Annotated in this window: 26 protein-coding genes; 4 read left to right on the top strand and 22 right to left on the bottom strand. The window is 50.2% G+C overall.

All coding sequences use genetic code 11. The features are described 5' to 3' along the window. Window positions 1-97 precede the first annotated feature (97 nt). Complete coding sequence (locus ACXAGD_RS22380; protein ID WP_475214236.1) at window positions 98-550, top strand: prepilin peptidase; 453 nt, start codon at window positions 98-100, stop codon at window positions 548-550. A gap of 237 nt (window positions 551-787) precedes the next feature. Here ACXAGD_RS22380 and ACXAGD_RS22375 read toward each other — a convergent pair whose 3' ends face one another. The 15 genes from ACXAGD_RS22375 to ACXAGD_RS22305 all read right to left on the bottom strand — a co-directional run bounded on the left by ACXAGD_RS22375 (window position 788) and on the right by ACXAGD_RS22305 (window position 14,570). Continuing rightward, window positions 788-1,948: a Hint domain-containing protein gene (locus tag ACXAGD_RS22375; protein WP_475214234.1), complete on the bottom strand. Its 1,161-nt coding sequence runs from the start codon at window positions 1,946-1,948 to the stop codon at window positions 788-790. 519 nt (window positions 1,949-2,467) lie between these two features. After that, complete coding sequence (locus ACXAGD_RS22370; protein ID WP_475214232.1) at window positions 2,468-3,415, bottom strand: metal ABC transporter substrate-binding protein; 948 nt, start codon at window positions 3,413-3,415, stop codon at window positions 2,468-2,470. Window positions 3,416-3,417: 2 nt separating this feature from the next. After that, window positions 3,418-3,753, bottom strand: coding sequence for a hypothetical protein (locus tag ACXAGD_RS22365; protein WP_475214230.1), 336 nt, complete (start codon window positions 3,751-3,753; stop codon window positions 3,418-3,420). Then, window positions 3,750-4,520 (bottom strand): DUF4198 domain-containing protein, encoded by a 771-nt coding sequence (locus ACXAGD_RS22360; protein ID WP_475214228.1) that lies wholly within the window; start codon window positions 4,518-4,520, stop codon window positions 3,750-3,752. Before ACXAGD_RS22360 ends, ACXAGD_RS22365 begins: the two co-directional genes overlap by 4 nt. A gap of 13 nt (window positions 4,521-4,533) precedes the next feature. After that, the gene (locus ACXAGD_RS22355) at window positions 4,534-5,694 is read right to left on the bottom strand and encodes an ABC transporter permease (protein ID WP_475214226.1); all 1,161 of its coding nucleotides are present in this window, start codon (window positions 5,692-5,694) and stop codon (window positions 4,534-4,536) included. An 11-nt stretch (window positions 5,695-5,705) separates the two neighbouring features. Next, on the bottom strand, window positions 5,706-6,368 hold the full coding sequence (locus ACXAGD_RS22350; protein WP_475214224.1) for an ABC transporter ATP-binding protein: 663 nt from the start codon (window positions 6,366-6,368) through the stop codon (window positions 5,706-5,708). Beyond that, window positions 6,368-6,805: a hypothetical protein gene (locus ACXAGD_RS22345; protein WP_475214222.1), complete on the bottom strand. Its 438-nt coding sequence runs from the start codon at window positions 6,803-6,805 to the stop codon at window positions 6,368-6,370. The genes ACXAGD_RS22350 and ACXAGD_RS22345 overlap by 1 nt, the downstream gene beginning before the upstream one ends. A gap of 400 nt (window positions 6,806-7,205) precedes the next feature. After that, window positions 7,206-7,760 (bottom strand): fasciclin domain-containing protein, encoded by a 555-nt coding sequence (locus tag ACXAGD_RS22340; protein ID WP_475214220.1) that lies wholly within the window; start codon window positions 7,758-7,760, stop codon window positions 7,206-7,208. 606 nt (window positions 7,761-8,366) lie between these two features. Then, window positions 8,367-8,636 carry a hypothetical protein gene (locus ACXAGD_RS22335; protein WP_475214218.1) on the bottom strand — a complete coding sequence of 90 codons (270 nt, stop codon included), beginning with the start codon at window positions 8,634-8,636 and terminating at the stop codon, window positions 8,367-8,369. 739 nt (window positions 8,637-9,375) lie between these two features. Continuing rightward, window positions 9,376-9,900, bottom strand: a complete 525-nt coding sequence (locus tag ACXAGD_RS22330) for a cupin domain-containing protein (RefSeq protein WP_475214216.1) — start codon at window positions 9,898-9,900, stop codon at window positions 9,376-9,378. Beyond that, window positions 9,897-10,496, bottom strand: coding sequence for an RNA polymerase sigma factor (locus tag ACXAGD_RS22325; RefSeq protein WP_475214214.1), 600 nt, complete (start codon window positions 10,494-10,496; stop codon window positions 9,897-9,899). Before ACXAGD_RS22325 ends, ACXAGD_RS22330 begins: the two co-directional genes overlap by 4 nt. A 48-nt stretch (window positions 10,497-10,544) precedes the next feature. After that, window positions 10,545-10,874, bottom strand: a complete 330-nt coding sequence (locus ACXAGD_RS22320) for a hypothetical protein (RefSeq protein WP_475214212.1) — start codon at window positions 10,872-10,874, stop codon at window positions 10,545-10,547. Between the two features lie 255 nt (window positions 10,875-11,129). Next, complete coding sequence (locus ACXAGD_RS22315; RefSeq protein ID WP_475214210.1) at window positions 11,130-11,792, bottom strand: molybdopterin-binding protein; 663 nt, start codon at window positions 11,790-11,792, stop codon at window positions 11,130-11,132. A 115-nt stretch (window positions 11,793-11,907) separates the two neighbouring features. Further along, window positions 11,908-12,729 (bottom strand): cytochrome b/b6 domain-containing protein, encoded by an 822-nt coding sequence (locus ACXAGD_RS22310; protein ID WP_475214208.1) that lies wholly within the window; start codon window positions 12,727-12,729, stop codon window positions 11,908-11,910. A 1,058-nt stretch (window positions 12,730-13,787) separates the two neighbouring features. After that, the gene (locus ACXAGD_RS22305; protein ID WP_475214206.1) at window positions 13,788-14,570 is read right to left on the bottom strand and encodes a helix-turn-helix transcriptional regulator; all 783 of its coding nucleotides are present in this window, start codon (window positions 14,568-14,570) and stop codon (window positions 13,788-13,790) included. A 737-nt stretch (window positions 14,571-15,307) separates the two neighbouring features. Between ACXAGD_RS22305 and ACXAGD_RS22300 the strand changes: the two genes are divergently transcribed. Next, window positions 15,308-15,898, top strand: a complete 591-nt coding sequence (locus tag ACXAGD_RS22300; RefSeq protein ID WP_475214204.1) for an alpha/beta fold hydrolase — start codon at window positions 15,308-15,310, stop codon at window positions 15,896-15,898. A 289-nt stretch (window positions 15,899-16,187) separates the two neighbouring features. Beyond that, window positions 16,188-16,502 carry an antibiotic biosynthesis monooxygenase gene (locus ACXAGD_RS22295; RefSeq protein WP_475214202.1) on the top strand — a complete coding sequence of 105 codons (315 nt, stop codon included), beginning with the start codon at window positions 16,188-16,190 and terminating at the stop codon, window positions 16,500-16,502. A 183-nt stretch (window positions 16,503-16,685) separates the two neighbouring features. Here ACXAGD_RS22295 and ACXAGD_RS22290 read toward each other — a convergent pair whose 3' ends face one another. Beyond that, on the bottom strand, window positions 16,686-16,967 hold the full coding sequence (locus ACXAGD_RS22290) for an ArsR/SmtB family transcription factor (RefSeq protein ID WP_475214200.1): 282 nt from the start codon (window positions 16,965-16,967) through the stop codon (window positions 16,686-16,688). 1,448 nt (window positions 16,968-18,415) lie between these two features. Here ACXAGD_RS22290 and ACXAGD_RS22285 point away from each other — a divergent pair. Further along, window positions 18,416-19,072 (top strand): hypothetical protein, encoded by a 657-nt coding sequence (locus tag ACXAGD_RS22285; protein WP_475214198.1) that lies wholly within the window; start codon window positions 18,416-18,418, stop codon window positions 19,070-19,072. A gap of 173 nt (window positions 19,073-19,245) precedes the next feature. Here ACXAGD_RS22285 and ACXAGD_RS22280 read toward each other — a convergent pair whose 3' ends face one another. The 6 genes from ACXAGD_RS22280 to ACXAGD_RS22255 all read right to left on the bottom strand — a co-directional run. After that, a complete protein-coding gene (locus ACXAGD_RS22280; RefSeq protein ID WP_475214197.1) occupies window positions 19,246-19,710 on the bottom strand; it encodes an acyloxyacyl hydrolase in 465 nt (154 codons plus the stop codon). Window positions 19,711-20,397: 687 nt separating this feature from the next. Continuing rightward, window positions 20,398-20,760 (bottom strand): hypothetical protein, encoded by a 363-nt coding sequence (locus tag ACXAGD_RS22275; RefSeq protein ID WP_475214194.1) that lies wholly within the window; start codon window positions 20,758-20,760, stop codon window positions 20,398-20,400. A 525-nt stretch (window positions 20,761-21,285) separates the two neighbouring features. Next, entirely contained in the window at window positions 21,286-21,849 is a 564-nt protein-coding gene (locus tag ACXAGD_RS22270) for a DUF6990 domain-containing protein (protein WP_475214192.1), read from the bottom strand. Window positions 21,850-22,142: 293 nt separating this feature from the next. Then, window positions 22,143-22,532 (bottom strand): hypothetical protein, encoded by a 390-nt coding sequence (locus tag ACXAGD_RS22265; protein WP_475214190.1) that lies wholly within the window; start codon window positions 22,530-22,532, stop codon window positions 22,143-22,145. A gap of 5 nt (window positions 22,533-22,537) precedes the next feature. Next, window positions 22,538-22,906, bottom strand: coding sequence for a hypothetical protein (locus tag ACXAGD_RS22260; RefSeq protein WP_475214189.1), 369 nt, complete (start codon window positions 22,904-22,906; stop codon window positions 22,538-22,540). Further along, window positions 22,890-24,846, bottom strand: a 1,957-nt coding sequence (locus tag ACXAGD_RS22255) for a DUF637 domain-containing protein (RefSeq protein ID WP_475214187.1), incomplete at its 5' end; no start/stop codon positions are given. The genes ACXAGD_RS22260 and ACXAGD_RS22255, both read right to left, overlap by 17 nt.

The following is a 24,846-nucleotide window of genomic DNA, read 5'->3' as shown; positions in this document are numbered from 1 at the left end:
GTTCCCAAGAAAAAAGTTTCGCAGCTGCAACGGATTTTTGAATTGCTTCGTATCTTCTGGTCAGAACGCAGCCATTGGGACCCAGGATTACCAATAAATGTTGACGTTAGTTTCGCCTGCGGAGTGGGCTGCAACCTGTCTGATTTCACTTCTGCTTTTGTGGATATGCATAGAAGACATTCGCAGCTTTCGGATTCCAGATGCGGCAAGCCTGCCGCTGGTCAGTTTCGGACTGCTGAGTAGCTTATGGCTTGGTGTGACCCCGCCAGGCGCTTCGCTTCTCGGCGCCCTTCTGGGCTATGGGGTTTTTGCAGCGCTTGGTGGCGCTTATTTTGCTCGAACAGGACAGGATGGACTCGGGCTCGGAGATGCCAAGCTGCTGAGTGCTGCGGGCGCCTGGCTCGGCTGGCGCGATCTTCCAACGCTGATAGCAATGGCGGCGCTCTCAGCGCTGATCTTTTCTGTTTTGACCAAGCGTCGACGGATAGCTTTCGGCCCGTGGTTGGCTGGGGCTTTCTGGATCATCTGGGTAGTTCGGGTCAGAACCTGAACGCTGACAAGCACGAGACGCCCTCCAGGCACGGTTGCTGCCTGTCGACTAGAGCATTCCGTCAATCTCTTTGGTTTTGGTGAGTTGTTCTGCTTACCCTCATCACTCATAGTTAAAGCTTGCAACGCGGCTCTGAGGCTTCGTTCGTCTCTTACATCAAGAGCTCTCATGTTTTGTTGGAACTGGATTGTCTTAGAATTTGGCGTAAGATCGTAGAAAGGGGTCCGTCTTTGACGTTTATTTGTTCTTGTCGATCCTCTGGATGTTGTTGCGGATGAGGGGCTGACTGTTTTTGAGATGCCTAGCGATCAGTTGCTTTTGCAGCTTTCCAGGCGGGATGAACCGGACAGGATTTTGTTTGTAGTCCAAGTCGGCAACTTCCGGGAAAATAGCGTGAATTTCTTCAACGGCTTCGGCATTCAGAGACTTAACTGCCTCCGGGCCGATAAACAGGCTTTCTGTAGGAGCGTTCTCCGCAAAAATGATTTCATGGTTGTCAAAGAGCAAATGGAAGTACTCTACGCTCTCGGTGTTTTCATCGATGGAAATACCGGGAAGGGCAGTGAGTTTAATCGCCGGAACTAGCACTTCTATTTCACCGAACATGCGTTTGGCGATTTTTGACCGCACCAGCATTCGGTGTTGACGCGACACAGAAAGAGTTTGTGTTGGCAGCCCGTTACCCAAGGCGCCGGCCAAAATGCGGATTGGTCGCAGTTTGGGATTGGTTTGAAAATCAATTGCGTCAAATTTGCGAGAACCGATCCAGCGTATCTGCTGATTTTTTCGATCTTGTGTCACTATTGTGTCGCCAACTTTGAGCTGCTCTACGCTTTTTTTTCCTTCTAAAGTTTCGATGTGTGTTCCTCGAGTAAAGCACGGAAAGCCGGTCCCGTTTTCGAACGCCGTGTAGGTAACTATTGCTCCGGAAGGCAACGTGAACGTGCCACTCGACAAGCTGTAGCTGACGTTTGCTGCCACAGCGAATGTTCCAAAGGTATTGTCATCGACCATTGTGCCGACAGGAAGATTTAACGTGTCGGTCCCGCCGCCACCGCGAACGTCCCCGGTGACGGAGGTACTTATGAAATTCAGTGTATCGTTTCCTCCCCCCAGCCGGATGTTTCCGACAGTCGAGCTGGAGACGCTGACCGTGTCCGCGTCGGCGCCGCTACTCAAAACTCCAGTTACTGTGCTGCCTGAAAAGGCGATGTTGTCGGAACCACCATTGCCGCGTAGGTCGTTTGCGATAGTACTGTCGGTAACGGAGATCGTATCGTCGCCACCACGCGCACGAATATTGTCGATCGGAGTTCCTTGTGGTGTGCCGTTTAACGTCCCGCTGTCGTTTGTGACGTCAATGCTGTCGTTACCGTTGGTACCAGTGATGTTGGGCATGACGAGACTAGAGCTTTGGTTGCGTTGTCAGGTTATTTTGAGTCGAAATCGCTGAGCGGTCTGCCCGTAGCTTTCGAAACGAAATCCGGCTTAGGTTTTTGCACAAGAGTGAAGTTCCTGGGATTATAGTGTTTGAGAATTGTCTCATCGCGTGCACCACCGGCAAAAAGCGATAGCCTCGAGGGCGTTGCATGCGCGATTGAACGAGCTTATCGAGAGTTCCACAATTCGATTCAGCGGCACAGCAAACGCAGAACTCTTCACCGTTGATTGCTAATTCGTCCAGTCGCCGTTTGTATGCTTGCTTCGATTGGGCTTGGCCTAAATTGGCGGAAAACTGCGAGCCTGGATGTGCGGTCTTATTTCGCGGGGTTTCACAGAAAAAATCGATCCGGCGCGACACTAGACGGTTTCTTCTATCTCCAACTGATTGGGCTACGAGGCCAAACATTCGGATGGCGTAGTTGTTCGCGAAATAAGTGAAACGAAAGCCCTCGATGAGGCACTGAAGAGATCGATTCAACATGACGCTTCGCCATCTAGGTTTTGTTTATCTTGAACACTTACGGCGTCTTGGCGGCACATCGCGGCTGACAGCGAAACGATCGCCCGTCCGAAGGAATCCGAGAATGAACCGTCTAAGGGTGGGTGCACTAGCGTGGGAAAAATGGCGCTCTGAAGACCAATCTGTGCTACTTTATCGATGGCCGCTGCAGGCGGCTGTTCCTCCCAGATCAGAACCTGAGCACCGGTTTCTTCCGCTAGCTTTTGCAGCTCTTTGATTTGCGTGTCACTTGGCGCCTCTCCCGCTTCCCAATCTAGTGATTTTATGTCGAGACCGTAGCGTCGCCCTAGATATTGGTACCTTGGATGGGTTGCGATCAATGGGACCTTTTGAAATCGCCCAGTGTAAGCGTTGGCTTTTTGATCGAGCGCTTTTAACTCGGAACGGAGTAAGCCTAGCCGAAGCTGAACCTCGTCGGCGGGCGCGAGGTTACGGGCGATTACCTCAGCTGCAATGTGTTCAGCTTGTTCAATCGCAAGTGTAGGGTCAAGCCAGACGTAGGAAGCAATGCCCTCATGCGAATGCTCACCCGTTTCACCGTGGCTGTGACTTATGCTTTCGGTGAAAATGAGTTGGTCATCGATTGGTTCAGAGGTGGTGATGATCCGCGATTTTGGAAGCGATACACGGTTCACCCAAGCCGCAAATTCTGCGCCGTTCAGAAGAATTAAATCCGCTGACTGGACCGTACTGATGTCCGCAATCGACGGCCGCCAGAAGGAGGGATCGACATCTGGCGGCACCGGAAATACGATGTCTGCAGTATCTCCCAAAAGGCGTTCGGCAAAATATTGTAGTGGGTAATTGACTACAACTACTCTGAGCCGATCCTCGGCCGAGGCCAGTGTGGCATTGACGGCGATAAAAGCGATCACGAGCGAGCAAATCAGTCGATTGATCATCGTCAACTCCTGCATTTTCTTGCGATGTCTTCGGGAGTGACAATCCAGTAATTGTCATGTCCGCCGGTATCGACCTCGATCACCAGACCTTGTGTGTGCTCCAGGCCGCTCAACGGAATACGCAGTGTGCCGCCACTGCCCAACGGCAGGGTCGTCAATGGAGCGTTTTCTGAGTCGTAGACGCGGACTTCACCCTTATGTGCCATTTTGCCGCTTGGGAATTTGGCCTCGACGGTCACCGCGTCACATTCCACCGAGGCGAAGACAATGAGTTTGTGAGCCGTCGCCGTAAACGGGGTTACGGCGACAATGCCTGTCATTGCTATCGCGCGGATCACTGGCCCGTCCAATCTTCGAAATGAACCCAGATCACAGCACCCAGCTCAACGGATTTGTCTTCACCGTCCTGTTGCAGGGCGTAATCGGCCGTATTAAGCGCAGCGAAACCCCACCAGCCACTTGACGGTGCGGCATAGGTAAACACGCCGTTTGCATCGGCCTTGACCGTCTGAGTGATCATCAGCTCATCGGCTACCGTAACACCGGTTCCATTGTTCAGAAACTCGACCTCGACCTCGGCGAAGGGTACGGCTTTGCCGTCGACTTTCACGATTCCCTGGAAAACGTTGTGTTCCCACAGGCCGAATGGTTTGGACAGAGGTACGATCTCGGTCTTGAGCCCTAGTTCAGTATCCCAGCCGTCATCGTCGCCATAAGCGGTCACATAGGTTTTGGTATAGTGGATGATAAACGCGTCTTCGGCGGGTTCCCAATATGGCTTTGGTTCCATCGCAAAGACATAGGTGCCGGGGCGATCCAATGGGAAATCGAGGGTAAAGCCCTGATCATCCATAACGGTGGATTCCTGAAGACCGCCCAGCAAATCTGTGGTTTTGCCTTCATGTGTAACGGTAAACGCTTCGGGACGGTCCAGTGTCATCCCGTCCATTTCGAACGGGTGCGAAAACGACATAGTCAGCGAAATGTTGCGTCCGTCTTCCTGACTGATCATCGGATCACTCGGAATAATCATACCATAGTGCGCGACCGCAGGGGTGGCCGCGATGCTGCCTGCCAATACTGCAAATAGAAAATTCGGGTTCATGGTTCTTCCTTTGTTATGTGCCGAGCGAGAGGAGCCAGCTCACCCAGGTCTCGGCATTTCGAGAGACGAACGCGGTACAAGCAACCGCGATACATGCTGAAAGAAGGAGTAGGGTCGTTGTCTCCGCTGTCAGAAGTCGCAGAACCATGCCGCGCTGCGCGCCAAGTTTGACGGCGGTCGCTATCTCACGTGCTCGCAAACGGTAGCTAAGGAAAATAGCAAGGCCTATGCCGGTCACAGCGGCAATTGCGATAATTGCCGTGACCACGTCCAGGAGGGACTTGATCCGGAAAATCCGATCAACCAAACCCTGGATTACAATCGCTGGTTCAATTAGCTGGGTTGGGTGCTCACTATCCAAAAATCGGCCCTTGAGGATGGTTGCCGATCGTGTGTCAACGGGTACTACGATCACAGCGGTGGCCGGGAAGTAGTCCTTTGATCCGTGGAAATGAAAACTCTCGATATTGTCCGGCGTAATGCGTTGGTACTGAACAATCGCGGCATTTGCCACTGCGTCAGTTTCGGCGCTCGGGTCCGCAGCCATCACAGCACTTTCGTGACCGTGGCCAATACCCTGGATCACCCAAGATGTTTTAATATCGACAAAGATCGCGTTGTCATCCGGCGTATTTGTGCGCTCGAGGATGCCGACAATCGGTAACTCAAGCGGGTAAACTCCGTCCAGATCGAACAGATTTTCTGGTGCCGAAATCAGCGTGTCGCCGACGTCCTTCGCCAGTTTTTCTGCGACTTCGGCACCAATCACAGCATCGCCGAGCAATGACAAGCTGCGTCCATTAGAATACTCAAATCCACGAAATTCAAAGTAATCCAGCGTTGTACCAACGATCCTGAAACCATTGGATGAAAACGTTGTGTGCAAAGGGATTGGCAAGCCCAGGCCGCTATCCCAAATTTCTTCGACCTCTTGCATTGGGATGGGGTTAGGCCGCTCATCCGAAAAATACAGGGCTGCCATTGTCAGATCCAATTGCGATCCTCGGCTGCCAAGTAAAAGCGGCGTTGCTTCACCTCGCGCTACCAAAGTGTTTTGGCTGGTGGACAATAGGATTTGCGTTGCGATCGGTACAAACAGGATCAACGCAGTTGCAATCACAAGGATAAGGCTTCGCGCCCAATTATAGCGCAAGTAAGCAATGGCGAGATACATTGCGTTCATGGCTATAAAGCCTCGCGGTATTGTGCAAAATCGATCACGCTCTCGAAACGTGGCAAAAGCTCATGGTCGTGGGTGACCGCTAATAGGGCAGCTCCGGCCTCCGTGGCCTGGTCGAACAGCAAGTCCAGAATCCGCCCCTTGCTTTCGGGATCCAGATTTCCTGTGGCCTCATCAGAAAGTATCAGTCGGGGTTGTGTTACCAGCGCGCGGCAAATTGCGACCCGCTGTTGTTCTCCCTGACTTAGCGCGGTTGGGTGGCGGTCAAGTTTGTCACCAATGCCGCAGGACTCAGCCAGCGCCTCGGCGCGATTTCGGGCTGCTTTATCTATAGTCAGAGCTGGCGTGATCCGGTATGGATAAAGGATGTTCTGCCGCGCAGACAAGTAGTCGAGTAGGGCGAAGTCCTGAAACACAAAACCGATATTGGTCGCCCGAAACTGGCGGCGCTTTGCCTCTGTTAGTTCGGTGACATCTGTTCCAGCGACACTTATGCGTCCGTGATCAGGTTTGAGGATTCCAGCAATCAGGTTCAGCAGCGTGGTTTTACCGCTGCCGCTTGGCCCCACGATGGCCTTACGTTCTGATGCTTCCAGTTCCAATTCGGGGACGTTCAACTTAAACCCGCCGGTACCGTATTGCATTGAGACATTTTCAACCCGGATCATCAATTGGTTTCCTCGGTCAGGTAAGTCTCGTCACCAGTGATCCGGTTCACATTCTGCAAGTCGAAATCGGTAATCCGCCAAGCATCTTCGATCTGAGCGATGGAAAGCGCGGCGCTATAAGCGTTTTCACGCAAGTGAAGATGTTCGCCATGGTCAACGGCTCCGACGACTAGCCATGTCAAGTCGACTGTGAAGCTGCATTCGGTTTGAACGACTTGTTTTTTTAAAATGTCAATTTGATGGATAGTTTGATCGGCTTCGTAGAGACTGCGGCCCGCCGTCGCGTTGTTGCGCTCGAGATAAAGATACTCCAGCGCGTCGCCGTGCGCCGCCTCTGCGAGCTTTTCATAGACCGCTTCTTCCCCGGTCAGTCCAAACGCGTCGTATATACTTTGCAGAAATGAATTTATCTGCTCATTTGAAATCTGATCAGCCACTGGTTTTGTCGACCATGGTGCTGTGGTGACAGAGGGTGTTCGGGTCGGTTTTTCACACCTCGTTCCGAATGGTGAGAAAAACTGACCGACTAGAAGAGCGGCCGTAAGTGTTGAGGCTAATGCGAGTTTGATATGCACTGGATTTCCAGACTCCAATCGATAAGTCCCCGAAACGATGCTGACTTCAAACCGTTGACAACGTTGCAGTTTAAATGAAGTTGGAAATCGAAATTTGATCGCCAGATTTATCGATCAGAGAATAGAGAGATTTCCATCTGACCTCTTGACCGTTGTTCTTTTTGTGTCACTCAGTAGCTGGGGTCGGAGGTCAAATCGATTATTTTAAACCGCGGAAAATTGGATGAAGACACTGGTGGCCTTCATCCAATCAAGGAAGCCTTTACTTAGGCACGAGAACAGCGTCTACGACGTGAATGACACCATTTGATTGGTTCACATCGGAAATAGTGATCTTACCGGCATTGCCGCTTTCATCGTAAACATAGACTGTGTTGCCGCGTACCTGAGCGGACAGAGCGTCACCTGAAAGGGTGTCCAGATGTGCGAAACCGTCGGAACTCTTAGCTGCCATCTTCTTCAAGTCCGCGCCAGACAGTTTTCCGGCTACGACATGTGCGGTCAGGACTTTTGTGAGAGTGTCCTTGTTTTCTGGTTTCAACAGGGTTTCAACCGTTCCGGCAGGCAGCGCATCGAAGGCATCGTTGACCGGTGCGAACACGGTGAACGGACCTTCACTCATGAGCGCGTCAACAAGACCTGCAGCTTTTACTGCGGCTACCAAAGTGGTGTGATCCGCGGAGTTAACAGCGTTTTCAACAATATTTTTGTCGGCAAACATTGGAGCACCGCCAACATCCGGGTTTTGAGCAAGTGCACTGGTTGCGCTTACAGCCAGAACGAGCGCTCCAGCAAGATGTGCTTTCTTTGAGAACATAAGGTTTCCTTTTCTCTGTTGTTTCAATCCCGCTCGGGACTGCCAATTAAGACGTGACACCAGAGGAAAAAGTTTCAGCGAAGATCAGCTTGCTTCATTTGCATCACCTTTCTGCTCTGGGATTGAAGCCTTTTCAGTCTTGTCCAGAAGCATTCCAAGAAAGATCACTGACCCTTGGTGAAGTCTTTGCACTTAGATCATTATGTTTTTTGCGAAGTGATGTGAGCCGTCAGTGGACCATAACGCCACCAGGGCGGAATCTAATGTCTCAGGCGCGGTGATTCACTGGAACGTTGATTAGTTTGGCGGAGAAAGTGCCGCCGAAGGTTTTGTGGATGTCGCGGTAAGTTGTTCCCGAAAATTCCCACGGTTTTACAGGGTGAGTGGTCAGCATCGGTTGAAAGCGTCAATCACTGCGGACCAAGCCATCGCGCGTTCGCACGATAGGTGAGTTCACGTAACATCTGTGCAAGTGATGAAAGCCACGCGGGCATTTAAGGTACTATGATGATACCGCGAAAACACTTGCCTGCTTAAAGAGTTCCTTTGAGCCTTCGAGGTAGTAAGTGGACCAGCCAGAGGAGGCTGGTCACACTACTTGGTCAGTCAAACAGCAAAATTCCCTATGGTGAAAATTTTGCGACGGAGATCTTGCCTGCCTACTGCTCCGTTCAAGATGCCTATACGCATCAACCGATGTCGAATAAACCGCTCGTTCTTCCCTACGCTTTTCGCGATCTCAGCGTTTGACTCACCTGATAAGAAATGGGGAAGCCACTTCCAATCGTTTCTCGCAATCCCCGGAATTTCAATTCCCCGTTCCATCAGTGTTTTGCTGTGTTCCGCAATTTTTGCAGCTGATAGGTTACTTGTCATGTCATGTTTCCTCCTTCTGTGCAGCGAAGAGGCAAACACTTCAAATATGCCGACGAAATTTGGACTTGCCTGGAGGCAGCCACAAATGCTGTTAACAGTTTGGTACTGATCGACAACGCGTTCTTCGTCTTCATAGAGTGTCCTCGCCAGAGCGTTTTTTGGCAATAAGACGCAGGTCGCAAAAACAGAGTGCTTCTGCGGATAGAGCCTTACGGCAATGGTGTTTCAGCCCTGATGCGATGACGCTTGTGAGTGGAGCCATCAATAGCTGCGTAAATCAAGACGAAATGACCGAGGAAAAAGTTTCACTGCTACAATGGAATACTGAAAAATTCCGTATCTTCTTCTACAAAATAGCCTTTTAGGGTTGAGGCTGGCTGTAGGTGGTCAAGACAATTGCGTCTGCAAGGCTAGCGCAGGGTGATCGCCTATCCGTGCGGATTGTGTAGCAGTGTGTGCTTGGGTGTGACGTGCGCGAGGGTCATAGATCTCAGCGTCATTTTGAAGCTATGGCATCTATTCTTGCCGATTGTTTTGCTGAGTGGCAGGAGAAGGATAGGAGCCGGGTATCACAGGGCACTTGAACATTGTTGGGTGCCCGGCTCAGTCTTGTAATTGCAATTCAAATGGCTGCAATTTCTGTGCCGAACTGTTCTGAGTGGGTCAGGTGTCGTCAGATAACGCTACAGCTGTAGTTCGGCGTAGAGTTCTGGGTCGTCTGGGTGCTGTAGATCAGCGCCTAAGCGCTGACCAATACTAAGCATCCTCCGGGCATGGTTATCTCAGCATGCTCCGTATTAGCCGGGGCATACTGTGTGTCTCCTGCCGAGTAGACTTTCCCATCGATCCAGAATTCGCCTTCGATAATAAATAGGTGCTCGGCTCTTTCATGAATGTGTGGTTTTATCTTAGCGCCTGGAAGGCATCGCAATAAGTACATTGCTCGACCGGTTTTCGCATCTTCGGCCAATATCTTCTTCCACACCTTGTCTGTTCGTTGCTCCCATACACCTTCATGCGCCCGCTGTGTTTTCACGGGAGCGGTGAGCAAGCCGTCGATTTCGGCGTCTATGCTGTCGAAGAGATCTTCAGGTGGATCGACTTCGGGCAAAGCGCTTAGGAGTGGGGCAAACATTTGCGAACTCAGCATTTCCGTCTCATCGGCGAGTTCGGGATGGGTGCCGGGAATGCTGCGGATGAGATCCACGCCATCAATCAATGCGTCAAGCTCCTTATCTGACAATGCCACATCGGTCTTCTTCATATCATGGCATCCTTCATTGCTGCGAGCCCACGGCGGACCCAGCTTTTGGCTGTGCCCACTGGAATGTCAAGGATGCCAGCCAACTCTATGTAGGTGTATCCTTGGAAATAGCACAGCAATAATGCTTGCCGGTATTCCGGTCGCAAGTCCAGTAACAAACGTCTGATCACCATGCTGTCTAGTGTTTGAACTGCAGGATCAGGGTTTGTAATAATATCGGGCACTTCGTCAGAGTATTCGACAAAGCCGCGTGCGCGCTCGGCTCTCAGTCGGTCAATTGCGCAGTTGCGGGCAATGGATCCGACCCAAGACAACGGATTACCGCTATCGGCCTGAAACTGATCCGCACGTTTCCAAATTCTAACAAATGTCTCTTGGGCGACTTCCGAGGCCATGTCGCGATCCTTGAGGATCGCCAAAACCACACCGAACACGTAACGCACACTGAGGTCGTAAAACCTTCGAAAGGCAAGCCGATCTCCTTCTGCGCATCCTGCCAGAAGCTCCGCCATCACCCGGGACTGCTCGGCCGTCCCCATTCTTTTTCTTACGCCCCCGGTTCGCTGTGATTTGGGCACCAGCTTGGTAACTTCCACTACAGGCCCTCTCCATATAGACTTTTATATCACAACGGACGCCGGTCATCAAAAGTTGCACTCCATCAAAATTTTTTCTTCAGGTCGTAGAAGCGCAGTGCCTTTTTCGGGTGAGTTGGCGGTATCAAGAACAGAAATACCATGCATGGTGATGAAGAAATGGGTATGTCCTTCACACTTTCCGCGCACAAAAGAGCGCAAAGCTGTTCCGTGCAGCGTAACCGATCCCAACGGCACCCATTCCATCGTGGAGTGTGAGCGTACTTCAATACTTTGGCGCTTTGGTCCAAGCATATAGGTGCCTACAACAGATAGCACTGCTACCGCCACAACAGCGACTATCAGAGGAAGGCGGTTGCGTGCGGTGGGCCGCTTCATTTCGCTTTTGTCAATGCGCTTTTCTATCTGCACTAAAAGGTCGGGTGCAGGTTCGGCTGAGTCGATTAAATGCGTAAGCGGCGCCAGCGCCGGGACATCAGGCGATCGGTTAGGGGGTTTTTTCCCCCGCCGCAGGCATCGTAACAACCATCTCATAAAATGCGTCTTTTTTGTTTTTACCACTGAGTTTTTGTGTTTATGAAAAATACGGAAGTTGTACTGAGAAGGTTGCAAAAGGTGCGACTTAGTTGCTGCTCAGATGCCAGCATACCATTCGTACCCGCGATCTTCCCAGTAGCCACCCTTTCCTCGTCCGTATGGCGAAAGGTTGTCTACCAATTCTATAGACTTAATGTATTTTGCCATTTTGTATCCTAACTGTCGCTCGACCCGTACTCTGAGTGGCGCGCCATTTGGTACCGGCAAAGTCGAACCGTTCATTCCCCAAGCCAGAATCGTCTGTGGATGCCTGGCATCGATCATGTCGATGCTTTCATAGTATTGAACCGTGCCTGCAAGCGTGCGTTCTATCGTGTCAAAACAGTGAAACACGACGTAACGGGCGCGCCTGTCGACACCGACCTTGTCCAGAATGAGAGACAGTGGCACGCCAGACCACTCAGCGATGCAGCTCCAGCCTTCTACGCAATCATGGCGCGTGATCTGGTGCCGCACTGGCATTTCGCGCAGATCAGCGAGTGAAAAAGTCGCTGGGCGATCTACTAGCCCTGTTACCTGCAGGCGGTAATCTGCAAAACCACTTTCCTTCAGGCTAATATATTCGTCATCTTGCGGGTTTGTTACACCGTTGGGTCGTTGCGGTTGACGAATGTCGGCACGGCTGAATTCTGTTGCAAGAGCGTCCCGATCCAACAACCCGCGCTGCATGGCGAACGTTAGGTCGTTTGCGCGCTCCATGAAGCGGCGCAGTATGTGGTCCGACGAGCTGAGACCGTCTAGGATCTGGCACCCGGACAAACCCCCAGCTGCAAGTATGCTTGCGCCGGAGCGAATTAGCCGGCGTCGTGTCAGTCTACTCTGTGTCATTTTTGCTCTCCTCGGTATCCGCCAGATACCAGCCAGTCACGATGGCGCGCACTTCATTCAATGGCCCTGCAAGAATAACCATCGCGATATGTACGATAAAAAAAACGCATAAACCGAATGCGGCCAAGAAATGCACTGTGCGTGCGGTTTGGCGTCCGCCCAGTATCTCTGGAAGCCAGGGAAAAGCCGCGTTCATGCCAGGGGACATCGCGAGCCCGGTTGCGATAATGAGAGGGAACATCCCAAAGAGAACCGCGCCATAGCTCAGTCGTTGCAATGGCCCGTATCTGGCCGAATGCCTAAAGCGGAGGCGAAGATGGTCGCGCAGATCAGTTTTAAGTTTCTTCCAATCAGAACGACGTAGCACGAGATCATGTTTCAGGTGACCTGTTATCAGTGCCCCAATGAGCCAGATTATCAGCGTCAGCACGAAAACCCATGCGAAGAAAAAGTGTATTACCCTTCCAGTTGCAAGATCCGTTTGGCTTGGAATGGTTGACCACTCTGGAAATGCGCGCGCACCACTTTCCGTCAGACCGAATACTCCGGTCGTGTCGATTTGCAGGCCAAGAATGTCAACGTACCCCCGGCCATCCTTCGCGCCAATTGTGAGAACAGAATTGTCAAACTCGAACCCAGACTGATCTCCCAAGTAAAGCACAGGGTGTGCGTTAAAAATCTGCAAACCTGTTAGCAAAAGAAAAAACAAACAAATTGCCCAAAGCCAGTGAGTCATGCGCGTGGTCAGTGTCTGCCGCCGCACCCAACGGCGCTCGTTGGATTGGAGAAACATCGTCAAAAACTCCATTTTCATTTGCAGACTGTACGCAGGCTGGGCGGGCAAAGTTTCACGCCGGGCTTCTGAACGGCAGGGTAGTCGTCACAAAATGACCTTGGGTGAAACTTTTTTCTCAGGTGTCTCGTCTTTGTTTGCACCCTCTCCTTCGGTGAGAGTCGCAAATGAAAGGAAGCCGTATGTTCTCAAAGAATACACATGCTGCGGGAGTTCTTGTTCTGGTTGTAGGCGCAACAACTTATCTGGAAAGACTTTCAATGACTGTATGGGATCAAACCGGGCGGCAACGAGATACGACGGCAAACAAACGATGATGGAGTTTGCTATGGTTTAGCGCTGATTTTCAGCATCCAAGACCGCGGGCAATCTCAGTTTTCTCCTCCACGCGAACCTGCGGCTCTCCTGGCCTAGACAACCAGCCACTCACGAAGGCCGAGAGCCGACCTGGAGCCTGGCAAGGCTCCCAAGAAGAAGAACCACCAGGCCAACCAAGAGCTCACGACCCCCTCGAGCATTTCTTGGAAACCGAAAATTGGTGAGGCTGCGAAGAACTTCTTTCGCCAACTGTGCACCTGCCTTGATGGATGGCAGGTGCACATTTTTTATGGCGATTGTGAAACTGATTTGCATTTTTGCGCGGGACTGAGCAAGACCAGGCTCAACTAGGGACACTAGCTGGGACTTTTTGCGAACGTTGTGATGAAGCTTGGACAGTCCCCTTGTCGCTTTGCTCTAAGGAGTTTTTTTCTTGAAGACGTTATTAATAAGAGGTTTTTTGCCTGCGTTTCAGCGTTTCTCAACAAGATCGTGATGGCTATGTCTAGTGGGACCTTAGCGTGGGCCGAGCTGCACTTTTCGATTAACGATTTACTAGCAGGGTCACGCATTGAATGGTTTTGAGACCAAGAAACAGACCTGCTTATACTCTTTGAGCGGGAATTGGTCCCAATTGGGTTTTCTTCCAGAACCTGCAGTACCGAAACGCAGATATTCTTGTTTTATTAGGGTAAATTTCAATAGCCTTCCGATAAATTGCCATAGAGACATCATGGCGACAGCGTTCAGAGGCCCTAGTCGCCTACGTCGGGAAGGGTGTCTTTAGATGTTGTATTGAGGTTGAAAACTTCTGTGTCTGTGGGAGTAAAAAGTTCTGTCCAGTTGATCAGCCCTGTAGCTACAGCTCGTCCAACTGCTTGCGCCATCGAACGACTCTTCAGCTTAGTCATGATCGATTCCATTTGGATATCTATGATGCGTTGGGAAGTGTCACGCCGGATTGACGTTTCTTTTGGAGTATAGCCCGAGGCCACAATGCGAAGAATCTTTAATTCGTCCGATGAGAGTGGTTTGTCGTAGAAGCTGATTGCAGTGTCGATTGTTTCAAGAGCCATCAAGTGCAAGGTTTGAGCCTCATGACGTAGTTTGGAAAGTGCTGACGCAATTAGCGCATCCCATGCATTGAGTTCGTGGTTTCCGGTAACGGTGACAATTCCCCTTCCGCCTTGTGGGCCTATTACCGGGATGGAAAGCGCTCTAGATCCCACATCAAAGTCTGCGGCTGCTTTGAAGAAAGACGCATATTCTGGCTGGTTTGAGAATATGGCCCAATCGAGAGGCACAATGGTATTCGTTCCGTATCGAATGATCGGATCCGCCTTCATCAAGTTGTGGTTAATGTAGTGCCGCCGCCACTCGGTAGGGAAAGTCGAAATAACATGCACGACATTTTTCGAAACTTCGATGTGTGTATAGCTGGCATAGAGAAACCCGAACTTGCGACATATCTCCCGCAAGAGTGCTACTCCGGATTGTTGTTGGTCCAGTTCGAAATTGCCAAAGTCAATAATTTCCAAGTCAAGTTCTCCGTGCGTTCAATTTGGCAATAGGTATCCCGGCCCAAGTACCTAAAAAACACGAAAAGCAAAAAATCATGAAAATACCCAAATTGCGCCATAATTTGGGAGGAAGCAGTCAATCCTTGGCTATTGTCACAGCTCAATATTAGAGTATTGACTTGGGTCAGCTCCACGTAACACATTTAAAATACATTATAAAAAAATAGACCGTTTTGCAGCGTGAATCAGGTTGGGTTTGAATTTCTAGATGCGCTGTTTTTTGGTGCCACAGATGCCAATAGTTGAACGATGAACGTTAATGGAATCGGGCGCGTCCTGCTTATAGATATTAGTCACACCGCTGAGTTGTCGCCAAATTTTAGCAGGGCCCAGTTCCTGCAAGATCCAAGGGTCTCAGAAGCTTAATCCCGCTTGATTGTGGTCTAATGCCTATTGGAAATGTGCTCCAAATCGGTAGGCGACGATAGAAGGTGTCGGGGGGTGTCGGTTCGAGGAGCTTTCTTAGGTTGTTGGCGATCAAGTTTTTGCATAAGCTGGATGGGAGGGACTTGGGGGGCCTTGAATATGATTGATGTTCAAGTGCTTGTTACTTGATCAACATGAGTGGCTGCATCCTACCGTTTGCCAATTTGTAAAAGACCTGCAATACCTGCGCGGCACCGGCGGGCATCGAAACGTAACATACAAAAAAGTGATGCAGTACATGTCGGACTACCTTTGTTTCTGAGGATTTTATGCACACACTTTTTTTGCCAGGCGCGAGCGGCAGTTCAGATTTCTGGAAGCCACTTGCTGACGAAATGGATGGCAAGAAGACTCTTTTGTCGTGGCCAGGGTTGGGAAATGAGCCTCACGATGAAAAGGTACAGAACTTTCAGGATTTAGTTGCTCTTGCGCAGGGTCATATCGACGGGCCGGTAAATATTGTTGCTCAGTCAGTAGGCGGCGCTATCGCTATCTTACTCGCTGCAAACAACCCTGGGATTGTAGAACGTTTAGCACTTTTTGTGACGTCTGCTGGTGTTCCAATGGAGGATTTCGGAGCCAGTAACTGGAGAACTGAGTACCGGGAAGCCTTCCCGGAAGCTGTATTGTGGATAGAGGATGTAAGACTAAACCTAATCGATGAAGTGAAAGCATTGGAAATACCAACTCTGTTATTCTGGGGAGACAATGATCCGATCAGTCCGGTATCTGTTGGAAGCTATCTACAGCGGTTGATTTCCAAGTCTGTCCTCCACGTCGTAGATGGCGGCGATCACGACATTGGTAAGACTCATGCGCAGCAGATCGCGCCAATTGTCAAAGCGCATTTCGATCAATAGCTCTGAAGGCGACACTTTCGACTGCCGTTTTTTGCAACTTATCTGTTCGAAGGCGCAGGGTAAGCTCGGCAATCAATCGAAAGAATCGAACTAACTAGATGACGCTTGGGACCGGTTTGAAAAGAATTGAAACATGCCGTTGTCCCGATAGCGTCGTTGGAGAAGGTTCAATGGATTGCACTGTTACCAACAGAAGTTTCCAGCCTTTTTCGGATACTGAATTGCTAGGGTATTGGAACTTTGCTTCTGATGCTCTTGTGCACATACCGCAATAAGAAAGTTGAAGCCAATGATCGCTCGCGAATGGAAAGCGAGATGTCCTCATGACAAAGCTGACGGATTTCTCGCATATCTTGATGTCACAGGTGTGTCGGATACTAAAGATGTAGAAGGGTTTTTGGGTTCACATGTCTATCGACGACCACTTGAAGATGCGGTGGAGATTGTACTGGTAACTTTCTGGTGCTCTCGCGATGCAGCAAGAGCCTATTCGGGCCCTGACCTCGAACGCGCGGTGCTTTATCCCGAAGACAGTAAGTATGACCTCGATCCAGACGAGCATGTTACCATCTATGATGTTGTAGCAGGGCATTCGCTTGGGTAGCGAGTGCTAAAGTTTAACTTTCAGGAGAAATTGCAGAACTCGCGGGTGCAATTCGCTGTTACCTTGCAGTTGCTCTCGAGCTTTCTGATCAGTTCTGTCGTAAGAACTGCGATCAGTTTACTAACGCAGGGACTGTTGTTTGAATCTGAACTGCGGTCCGGCTGGACCAAGACCGGCGATTAATCAGATTTCATTACTACCGTTACTCTCAGTACTTAACACTTCAATAACGGTTCTGACGATGTGGTGGGTCCTGTCGTCGATGATACTATAGTAAATCGATCTACCTTCGCGACGTCCAGATATCAGACCCTCATTCCGCAGTCTTGAAATCTGCTGTGACACGTTCGCTTGTTTGAGGGATAGCTTTTCGCAAATCTCAGTTACTGACTTTTCGCCGCTCATCAGAAAGCACAGAGTTCTAAACCGCCCATCATGTGCCAATACTTTCAAAAACTTTGACACAGTCAGTGATTGATTTCTTATGTTCTTTTGCAACGCAGAACACCTTACTGTTATTCTCGGAAATGGTGAACATGAGCGCAGCGATCAGACTAGAACGCTTGTACTCATTTTCAATTCCAGAGCGATTGACTGAAAGTCTTCGCCGGCGACTATGCCGCTTTCGTGTGGCTTGTTGACAGTTTGTATCGGCTCGCCGCTCCAAACACGCCCCTTTGCCTCGACCCTAGGTTGTTTGTTGAAACGTAACCCACGTGGAATTTCCATGAAACCAGGGCTGTACCACTCAGCGAAATAAGAGCCACTCTGCAACTAGAGCGGGATATCAATCTAGTCACGCAGCGTTCCTCATTTGTAAACTCGATGTCGAGCTAAGTTGCATATCAACAAGCCGATATCTGAAGATGTCATGTGTGGATAACAAAATCCGATTGAAATCCTGCCCGCCCAATTTGGCCCAACGTTGTGGTTATTTTGAAGGATGCAGACCGCCATTCCACTCAACGAAATGGGCCAACAGACATTGGCATCATCAACGTCTAACACTGCTACAGTTCGTGAATGTAACAGTGGAGTCGTCTAAAACCAAACAATCCAACCGCGCCCAGCAGGTTTTGCGGATTATGAAACCCTAAAGGCTAATGATGGCGAGTTGATAGTCGAAGTAGTACCCAACATCCCCTTGGGCTTGAGTTTAGTCAAAGCTGCGGAAAATGAAGACCTGTTGTAATGCTTAATAGCGTACAGGTGTGTGGTTTTCCGATTAAAATCGATTGAAACTCACTTACGGCGCGCACTCTTTCATGCGTCTCGGTGGCCTCACACTTAAGCGGGACTACGCAAGTTTTTGGCATCCACTGAAACACAGTTGTAGATTTGCGGACTTTGCCTAAGCAATTTTCTGTTTGATCTGAGTGTCTGTGGAGTCTTGGAGCCATTAAGTCGGAATGCGGTCTACAGTGTACAGCTAGTGCAATTGCATATCTTGCGTATACGAGCGCCGTGGTGGGCAACTGGCATCTGCCTCTCGGGAACAAACCAGCAGTTAGTCTTACCTACCTGGATACTGCGATCACTGAAGGGAGAATTGAATGCAGAGACACGGAGCCCGGTCTGATTGGTTCGTTTCAGGGTCAGATGTTTTGAATAGGATAGGCTGGAGTGAACAGTGATGCAGCCAGGAAAAAACGCCACGCGTATGTCCGGTTTCAATAGAAGTTCTCAAAGCCGCGTTCGCCTCTACGATCCAGGCAGCCGACTTTTCCTGCATATGTCGGGAATGGGGACCACCGACGGCCGATCCTGGGCTTGGAGCGGGTCGCTTCGCCAAGCGAACGCCTTGCGGCGACGGGCGAAAAAAGCCCAACAGTCCTGGGCATTTATAGTTGTTCCAGCGGAAACAGGGCATGAGATGACTGGTTCGGACAATTTGCAGTAGTGAAGGTGATGGAGTGAGCTTAGGACAGAAAGAACTCTCGTCACAACGGCTCTGTGAAATAAGACGTCTGCAAGTAAACAACGAGTGTCTATTTGACGTTTCAGTAGGTTATACGTGGAAACAACCACTCATTCCGTGTGAGATATCCTACTGGGGAGGTCTGAGCCAGGGAAGTGAACTTGAACATCAGATTGAGGGTATCTGTATCACCTTGTCCAGGCGGCTCAAGCAAGGAGAAAGCCCGGATCATATTGCCAAATCATTGGCTCTGGAGCCCGCCAAAATTGGTGGGACAGGGTGTCCCAGCGTTGTCGAGCTGATCCTGATAGAACTTCAGAGTCCAGCATCGTGGTCAGAAGGGCGAGCTAAGACAAAGGGTATAACTGGAAATGGGGCCTTGATCCCTGATGACAAGGCCAAAGCTCTTCCTTCAACGTCGTCGGTTTTACTGCTGAAAGACATTACCGACCCTGAGTGGTCTCCATGGGAAGATTTTTATTTGCTCACCTCTTACCAACAGGGAAAACCTGTAGCGATCATCGCTGGAATACTGAGCAAGAACCCCACAGCAACTTTTCAGCGATGCAACCTCCTGTCTGCTGTACCGAATGCCGAGGCTGCGATTGAGGCATATGGGCTATCTGAACCTTACTACTGGCCTGAGAGTTAAGAGTTAACCGTAGAACGGGTGGTCTCGTCCAAAGAGCTTCAATCTGTGAATGATTAATTTCAAATTGATACGCGTTTGATCCAAAGCGTGGCTGAATTCGAGAAATCTGTTTGCCTGCGTATCTTTGAAATAGTCGATGTTTTTACTGCTTATTATCGATGGTTGGTTTCGTGCTAGAAGCCGAGGTGATAGCGTAGGAACATGGTGTTGACACCCGGGTTGAAGCTTTTGGTACTAGCATTTGACTTGTGGGCCACGGCTAGGGAAATCTTGTTTCCGTTAGTCAGAACGAAACCTACTCCAAAAAGGCTGCGAATTTGGAAATTACCTCCCAATTCGTTGTCATCATTCGAAGCGTTGTAATAGCCCGGCATCACACTGAGCTCTGCAACCCAACGGTCCGAGATTGAGTAGACGCCCACAAGGCCCAGACCGATATGGGTGTCCCCATCGACGTCAAAAGTCAGAGCAGTGCCCCAGCCAGCGCTAAATTGGGTGTTCTCATAGAACGGATGATGCTGGTATTCCAGCGAGAAAATAGCCTGATCGTTGCCATTGCTGTTTGAATAATCAGCATAACCGGCTCCAAGTATTATTGACCTAGCCTGCACTGATGTTGCTGTAAGTGCGAGAGCCATCGAAACATAGAAGGCCTGCAAAAAACAACTTTTCATTTTTTTGTATTGAGCCTTTGTTTGCGTTTGCTCCGTTAATTCAAAACTGGGATGCCACGCACTTACGATTGCTGCAATTCGAGTCGTTTCGCTGACTGGAATGCGAGGACACGTGCTTTTGCTGGACAGATATCTTGCTCAAGTTATGCAAGAGATCATCCAGTGTTCGCGCGTTACGCTGCGCTTTGTGGAGCGCCGTTTCCTCGGAAAACGGCGTTCTCAAGGACTGCATTGAGGCTGCACGCCGATCTTTTGTAACGGTTAGTGGTGAGAGCAGTGCTATTTGGGAACCAGACATGGTGCGGATACAAAGCGTTGTTGTCAAAAACGCGCGAGGGCACGTTTATTTCGAGCTCGGAAAGCCAGCGCTCGGTGATCCGTGGCACATCGCGATGGCTACTACGCTCAAGGCTGAGAACAGAAATACAGCGATCAAGCTGATGATAAGACGCAGAAAGCCCGTGTGTTTGCCTAGTATTTAGCGGTCACAACAACTATCTTCACCAGCTTCATCAGCACCTCCCACTTCGGCAAAAGCCATGCAGTCAACCTCAACAATGCCCACGAAGAACTCCAAGATTTGGTTGAACGCGTGACCATCGAACTGGAGCTGATCAACGTGGTAAAGGAGTTGGAACGGTGACCAGAAGCCTACCAAAGATCAATGCGTCTGCAGACGATGTCGACCATTTCGCCATTGCACAAATCAGATGGTAGTGGTTCCTCAATTTCAAACTTGAAGCCGCCTACTGAAATCAGACCCTTTTCCCTATCTTCGATTTTGGCCGTTAGTTCATGCGCCAAACTATCGCTTTGTCGAGTTATTGATGGCTCGTGCGTATCTGATCTGACAACAGATAGTGGATCAAAAACATGCAACGGATCAGATACCGTAACACCGAGCGTCATTGTATAGGGGTGAGAAAAAGCTGCAACGAATAGGTCGTCTGATTGCAGTGTTACAACCGCTTCTTTTGACGGCTCTGACAGCCATTCCTCTGAAACGATCCTCATTTGGTTATCCCTAAGCTTGGAGCTTTTTTGGCTAGCTCTCTTGCTGTTTTGACATGGAACGTTGTCAAATTACCAGTAGCTCTGTCCAATCAGACAAACGCGTATTTTGCGCTTCCTTCGCCACCAATCAATCGGACAAAGCCATTCATTTCAGGCACGTAAGTTCCATTCTGTATGGTGTGATGTGCATCATCCAAGAAGTTCTTCATATTGTACGATGATCTGCCAAACACGCCCGTCAACTCCGATCCGTGTTTATCGAAGTGTTCGACTGCGCCATCAGCTTCAAAGAAACGGTACTTACTACGATCAAAGCTTTTTAAGAAGTCATCTGAACTATTTGTGGCAGCAGGCCAGATCAGAGCAAATGATTTCGACCGCTCAGTCCACCTCAGCACCCAAGACGATGACGCCTATTAGTGCGGCCAAGCAGACGGACAAATCATCAACAGCCAGTCAGGCAGCAAATTCTGTGCAATCCACATGCCAAGCTACGTGGAACAAGAGGAACCGGCGGCGGAGTGATCAAACACCTGCCGCGCTTTGCTCAGCCAAAACGACAGCACGATCAAAGTAATCCTTGGTCACATAATTCACAAAACCAAGGCGATCACCGGACTCAAAACTCGCTTGATAGAACTTCAACCGTTCAACATCACCAAGCACAGACAACGCCCCCAGATGCCAGACAGGCCGCGCACCCGGCGCAGTCGTCGGCAATGTTGCATACTCTTGCAACGCTCGATCCAAGTCTTGCTCCTTCGCCCATGCAATGGCTTCCTCTGAAGCCTGACGCACATGCTCTTCAAGGATTTCGGGAAAATGATAATACAATCCCTTTCTGCTACGAACGAGGGGAGTGTAACTCCCGCCACGAACGCGAATGCTTGAACAGATATTCGAAAAGGCTTCTGTAGTTAGTGATAGCGTCGACTCGAACTCCTGTTCTTGTCCACCTTTGCGAATGCCATAGACGATTTGAACTGAACGGTCTGGCAGGCGATATAGCGTGTACTTGTCACCCACCTCATCCGTATTGGCTGACCAGCCCAGTTTCTTTAGAATTTTCGTAGCTTCAGTAGTTTTCACTGCCCAGCCCCTGGAAAAGTTCGAATCTCAATTGGAATACCGTTCGGGTAACCCTGATCTTTGAGCGGGATACCCACGTCCAAACCAAAGGCTTCTGCCACCTTCCCACGAGGTATAGCATCACCATTTCGAATTTGCGGATATATTTCACTCTGTCGGATCGTTAGGTCTGCATTCCCAGTCTTAATCTCAATGATACCAACCGTACCATCGGGAGCTTCATAGATAATATCAGGACGGCAGCGCCCCGAACCGCAAGAACTACCAAATGAAACCTCGCGACGAGAAACCGTTTAGCCCTGTCCTTCCAACTGACCGACCACATCTGTACGCATCGCGTTGTGATGCTCATAGTGATCGCGGATCGAGATACGCGGTCCCCTATTTGTAGCTTCAAAATCCGCAATAAAATCCAAGCTCACCACATGAGCTTCATGCCCATGCGTGACGACACTGTTGCCATGTTCAGCAACAGAAGCGCCTATGAATACGATATTAGCCACCGCCACTGGCGGTGCACGCGCTGCAAAGTGAACATCAGAATGGTCTGCTACGACAGTTTTTTGATGCGGGAAAAACTCAGCCTGATGCAATGCTGCTGGCATCATTGGCATGGCTACTGCGCCCAAAGCAGAGAACAGCAGTGCAATGATCAAACCAATGATATGACGAAGAAAACCCATGCTGCTTATAGAGAGAAGCGCTTGAGCAAAAACGGTTGATAGTTGCTAGGCATCAAACCTATCAATTCTATGCGCTCATTTTGTTGCAAGGTCGGACTATCAACAAGTGATTGTGCAAAAAAGTACCTAGCATCAGCATCTTTCGCCAATTCTTCAAAGTGCCTTTCGATAAATGCCCTTTGTTCGTCAAATGACAGTTTTTTGGCGATGCATCGTGCTAGCCCTTCATAACCCAAAGTATATGTTCCTTCGGAAACTACCCCACAAACGCCGTCTAAGAAGGCCAATGCTTCATCAACCTCATCGGCAGACAAAACGCCGCTCGACTTCAAAAGTTCGATGAAATGTGAAAAAGCTTTAGTTTCCGATTGCATTGTCCAAGTCCCTTATCAGCTCATTGGCATAATCGATGTCCCTTTGTGTGAACGTGGTTCCCGCACTATTTGGATTGGGACTATTAGTCGCTCTCCTTACATAGGTTTGAAGCCGAGTTCTGAGCTCTATCGCTTTTTGGCGATGTCCACTTGGAGACAGCAGCTCTCCAGTTGCATTCTCATATCTGAGTGCATCGGCAGTGCCGCCGTTTCCAACACGAGCACCATTTATAGATACGTTTCCGTAGTTTGAGTCCAAAATTGCATCCAAGTTGGGATCGTCGACCGAACGCCGCATAGGTCCGAAACCACCGGTTGGTGCATTATTTGTAGCGCTAGGTACAAACTGGCTTCCGTCGTCAAGGTACCCAATGGCTCCATCAATATTTGTGACCAAGAAGCGTCCGTTGTCATCCGCTTTCTGCGCTACCGGTCTGAAGATGTTTCCGACATCATCAAACACTGCGATGATTTGATCGCCATGTTGCAACATCAGGCGCCCACCCGTCGCTGCAACTGTACTACCTGCTGCTGTGAAGAAGGTCTGGCCTGCGGTGGCACCGCTTAAGCCCAGCCCGACTTCACCAGCGGCCGCGGTCAGATTGGTGAAGCAGAGCGGATTGGACGAGCAAGCTGCGAGTGCTGCAACAACTTCTGGCCCTGCAATAATTGCAGCACCAACCAGCGCTGGGGCCGCGCCTGCGATCATCAGTGCCGTTGCGCCGTTTTCAAACTCCTCTTGTCTGTGTTTGGAAAACGATCTCAGGCAATCCGTGCCGACGGAGCAATTTGCTGCCGCAAACTCGTGATAGTCACCCAACAAGGTGCCATCAAAGTTACCCTTGTTGAAGGAAATGACGTAGCCTTGATAAAGGCCCTGATCATCCAGGCCGAGCAGACCTTCGACGAGTGCGTTGTCTCTTACATCAAAGCCCGCGTCCAACAGAGCTTCTTCAAATCTATTGAAGGTGTCAGCGGAAACTGATCTCAAATCTCGCAAATCATCCAGTATACCCTGGACGCAGGCAATGTCGCTGTTGCTGATACAGCTGCTCAGCTCTAGGTTCTGCGCCATTGATGTGGCGGTATACTCGAGCAGCTGCTCCTCCACACAGGAGGCATCACCCTCACAGCTCTCTATTTTCGCAGTGAGTTCAGCCCATTGATCGTGGGATAGGTAGTTGTTTTTCAGACCACTTCGCGCAACGCTTGAAGCCACCGCTACGTTGTCTGCTTCACCACCTGAGAAGGCAAACCCCGCCAACGCACCAATGACTTCAGAGTTTGCAAGCGCCTGCGCCCTCTCCTCCGGAGGCAAGTCTCCCAGCGTTCCTGAATAAACGCTCTGCGCGATTCCGCCCACTGCGCCCGCTGCGCAATCAGCACCTTGTGTCTCAGCAGCGGCACAGCCAGCAAGCGCATGGAGCAGCATATGGCCCGCTGATCCTTCCCAGTTTTCGATACCTTTACCCAAATCACCGATCTCAAACTGAGCATCTGCCAAAGCAAAGTGAGTGACAGTCTGAAGCAGGCTCGCTGAGAACCCATCCGCAAAATCGGTTCCGTAGACGGTTGAACTCAAACCGGAAGAAATCGCTCCATCCAAGGCGCCTTCCAAAATGCCACCCATGGTCAGTTGGGCAACGTCATCATTTCCGAACCCATTGATCAGTGCATAATTGAGCGGGCTATCTTTGGGGATTTCGCCGATAAAGTCATCCAAATTGATGCTTGCTGTGAGCCCAGCGGTGGCGCCCGAAAACGCCGCGGTTTCAAGGATTTCTCCGAGATCGAACTCACCTGACACAAAGCCGTCAACAGAACCAACCAAGACAGAATTACCAAATGCGTTTAGCGAACCAACCGCGAACGTGCCTTCTGCGAACCCCAAGGATGTACCAAGCCCCGGAACATAGGCACTTACCACAATCGCAACGAGC

It is taken from the genome of Ruegeria sp. ABF4_144 (assembly GCF_056160045.1).
Note: the sequence above shows the minus strand (reverse complement) of the source record. Positions and strands in the feature narration are given on the sequence as shown.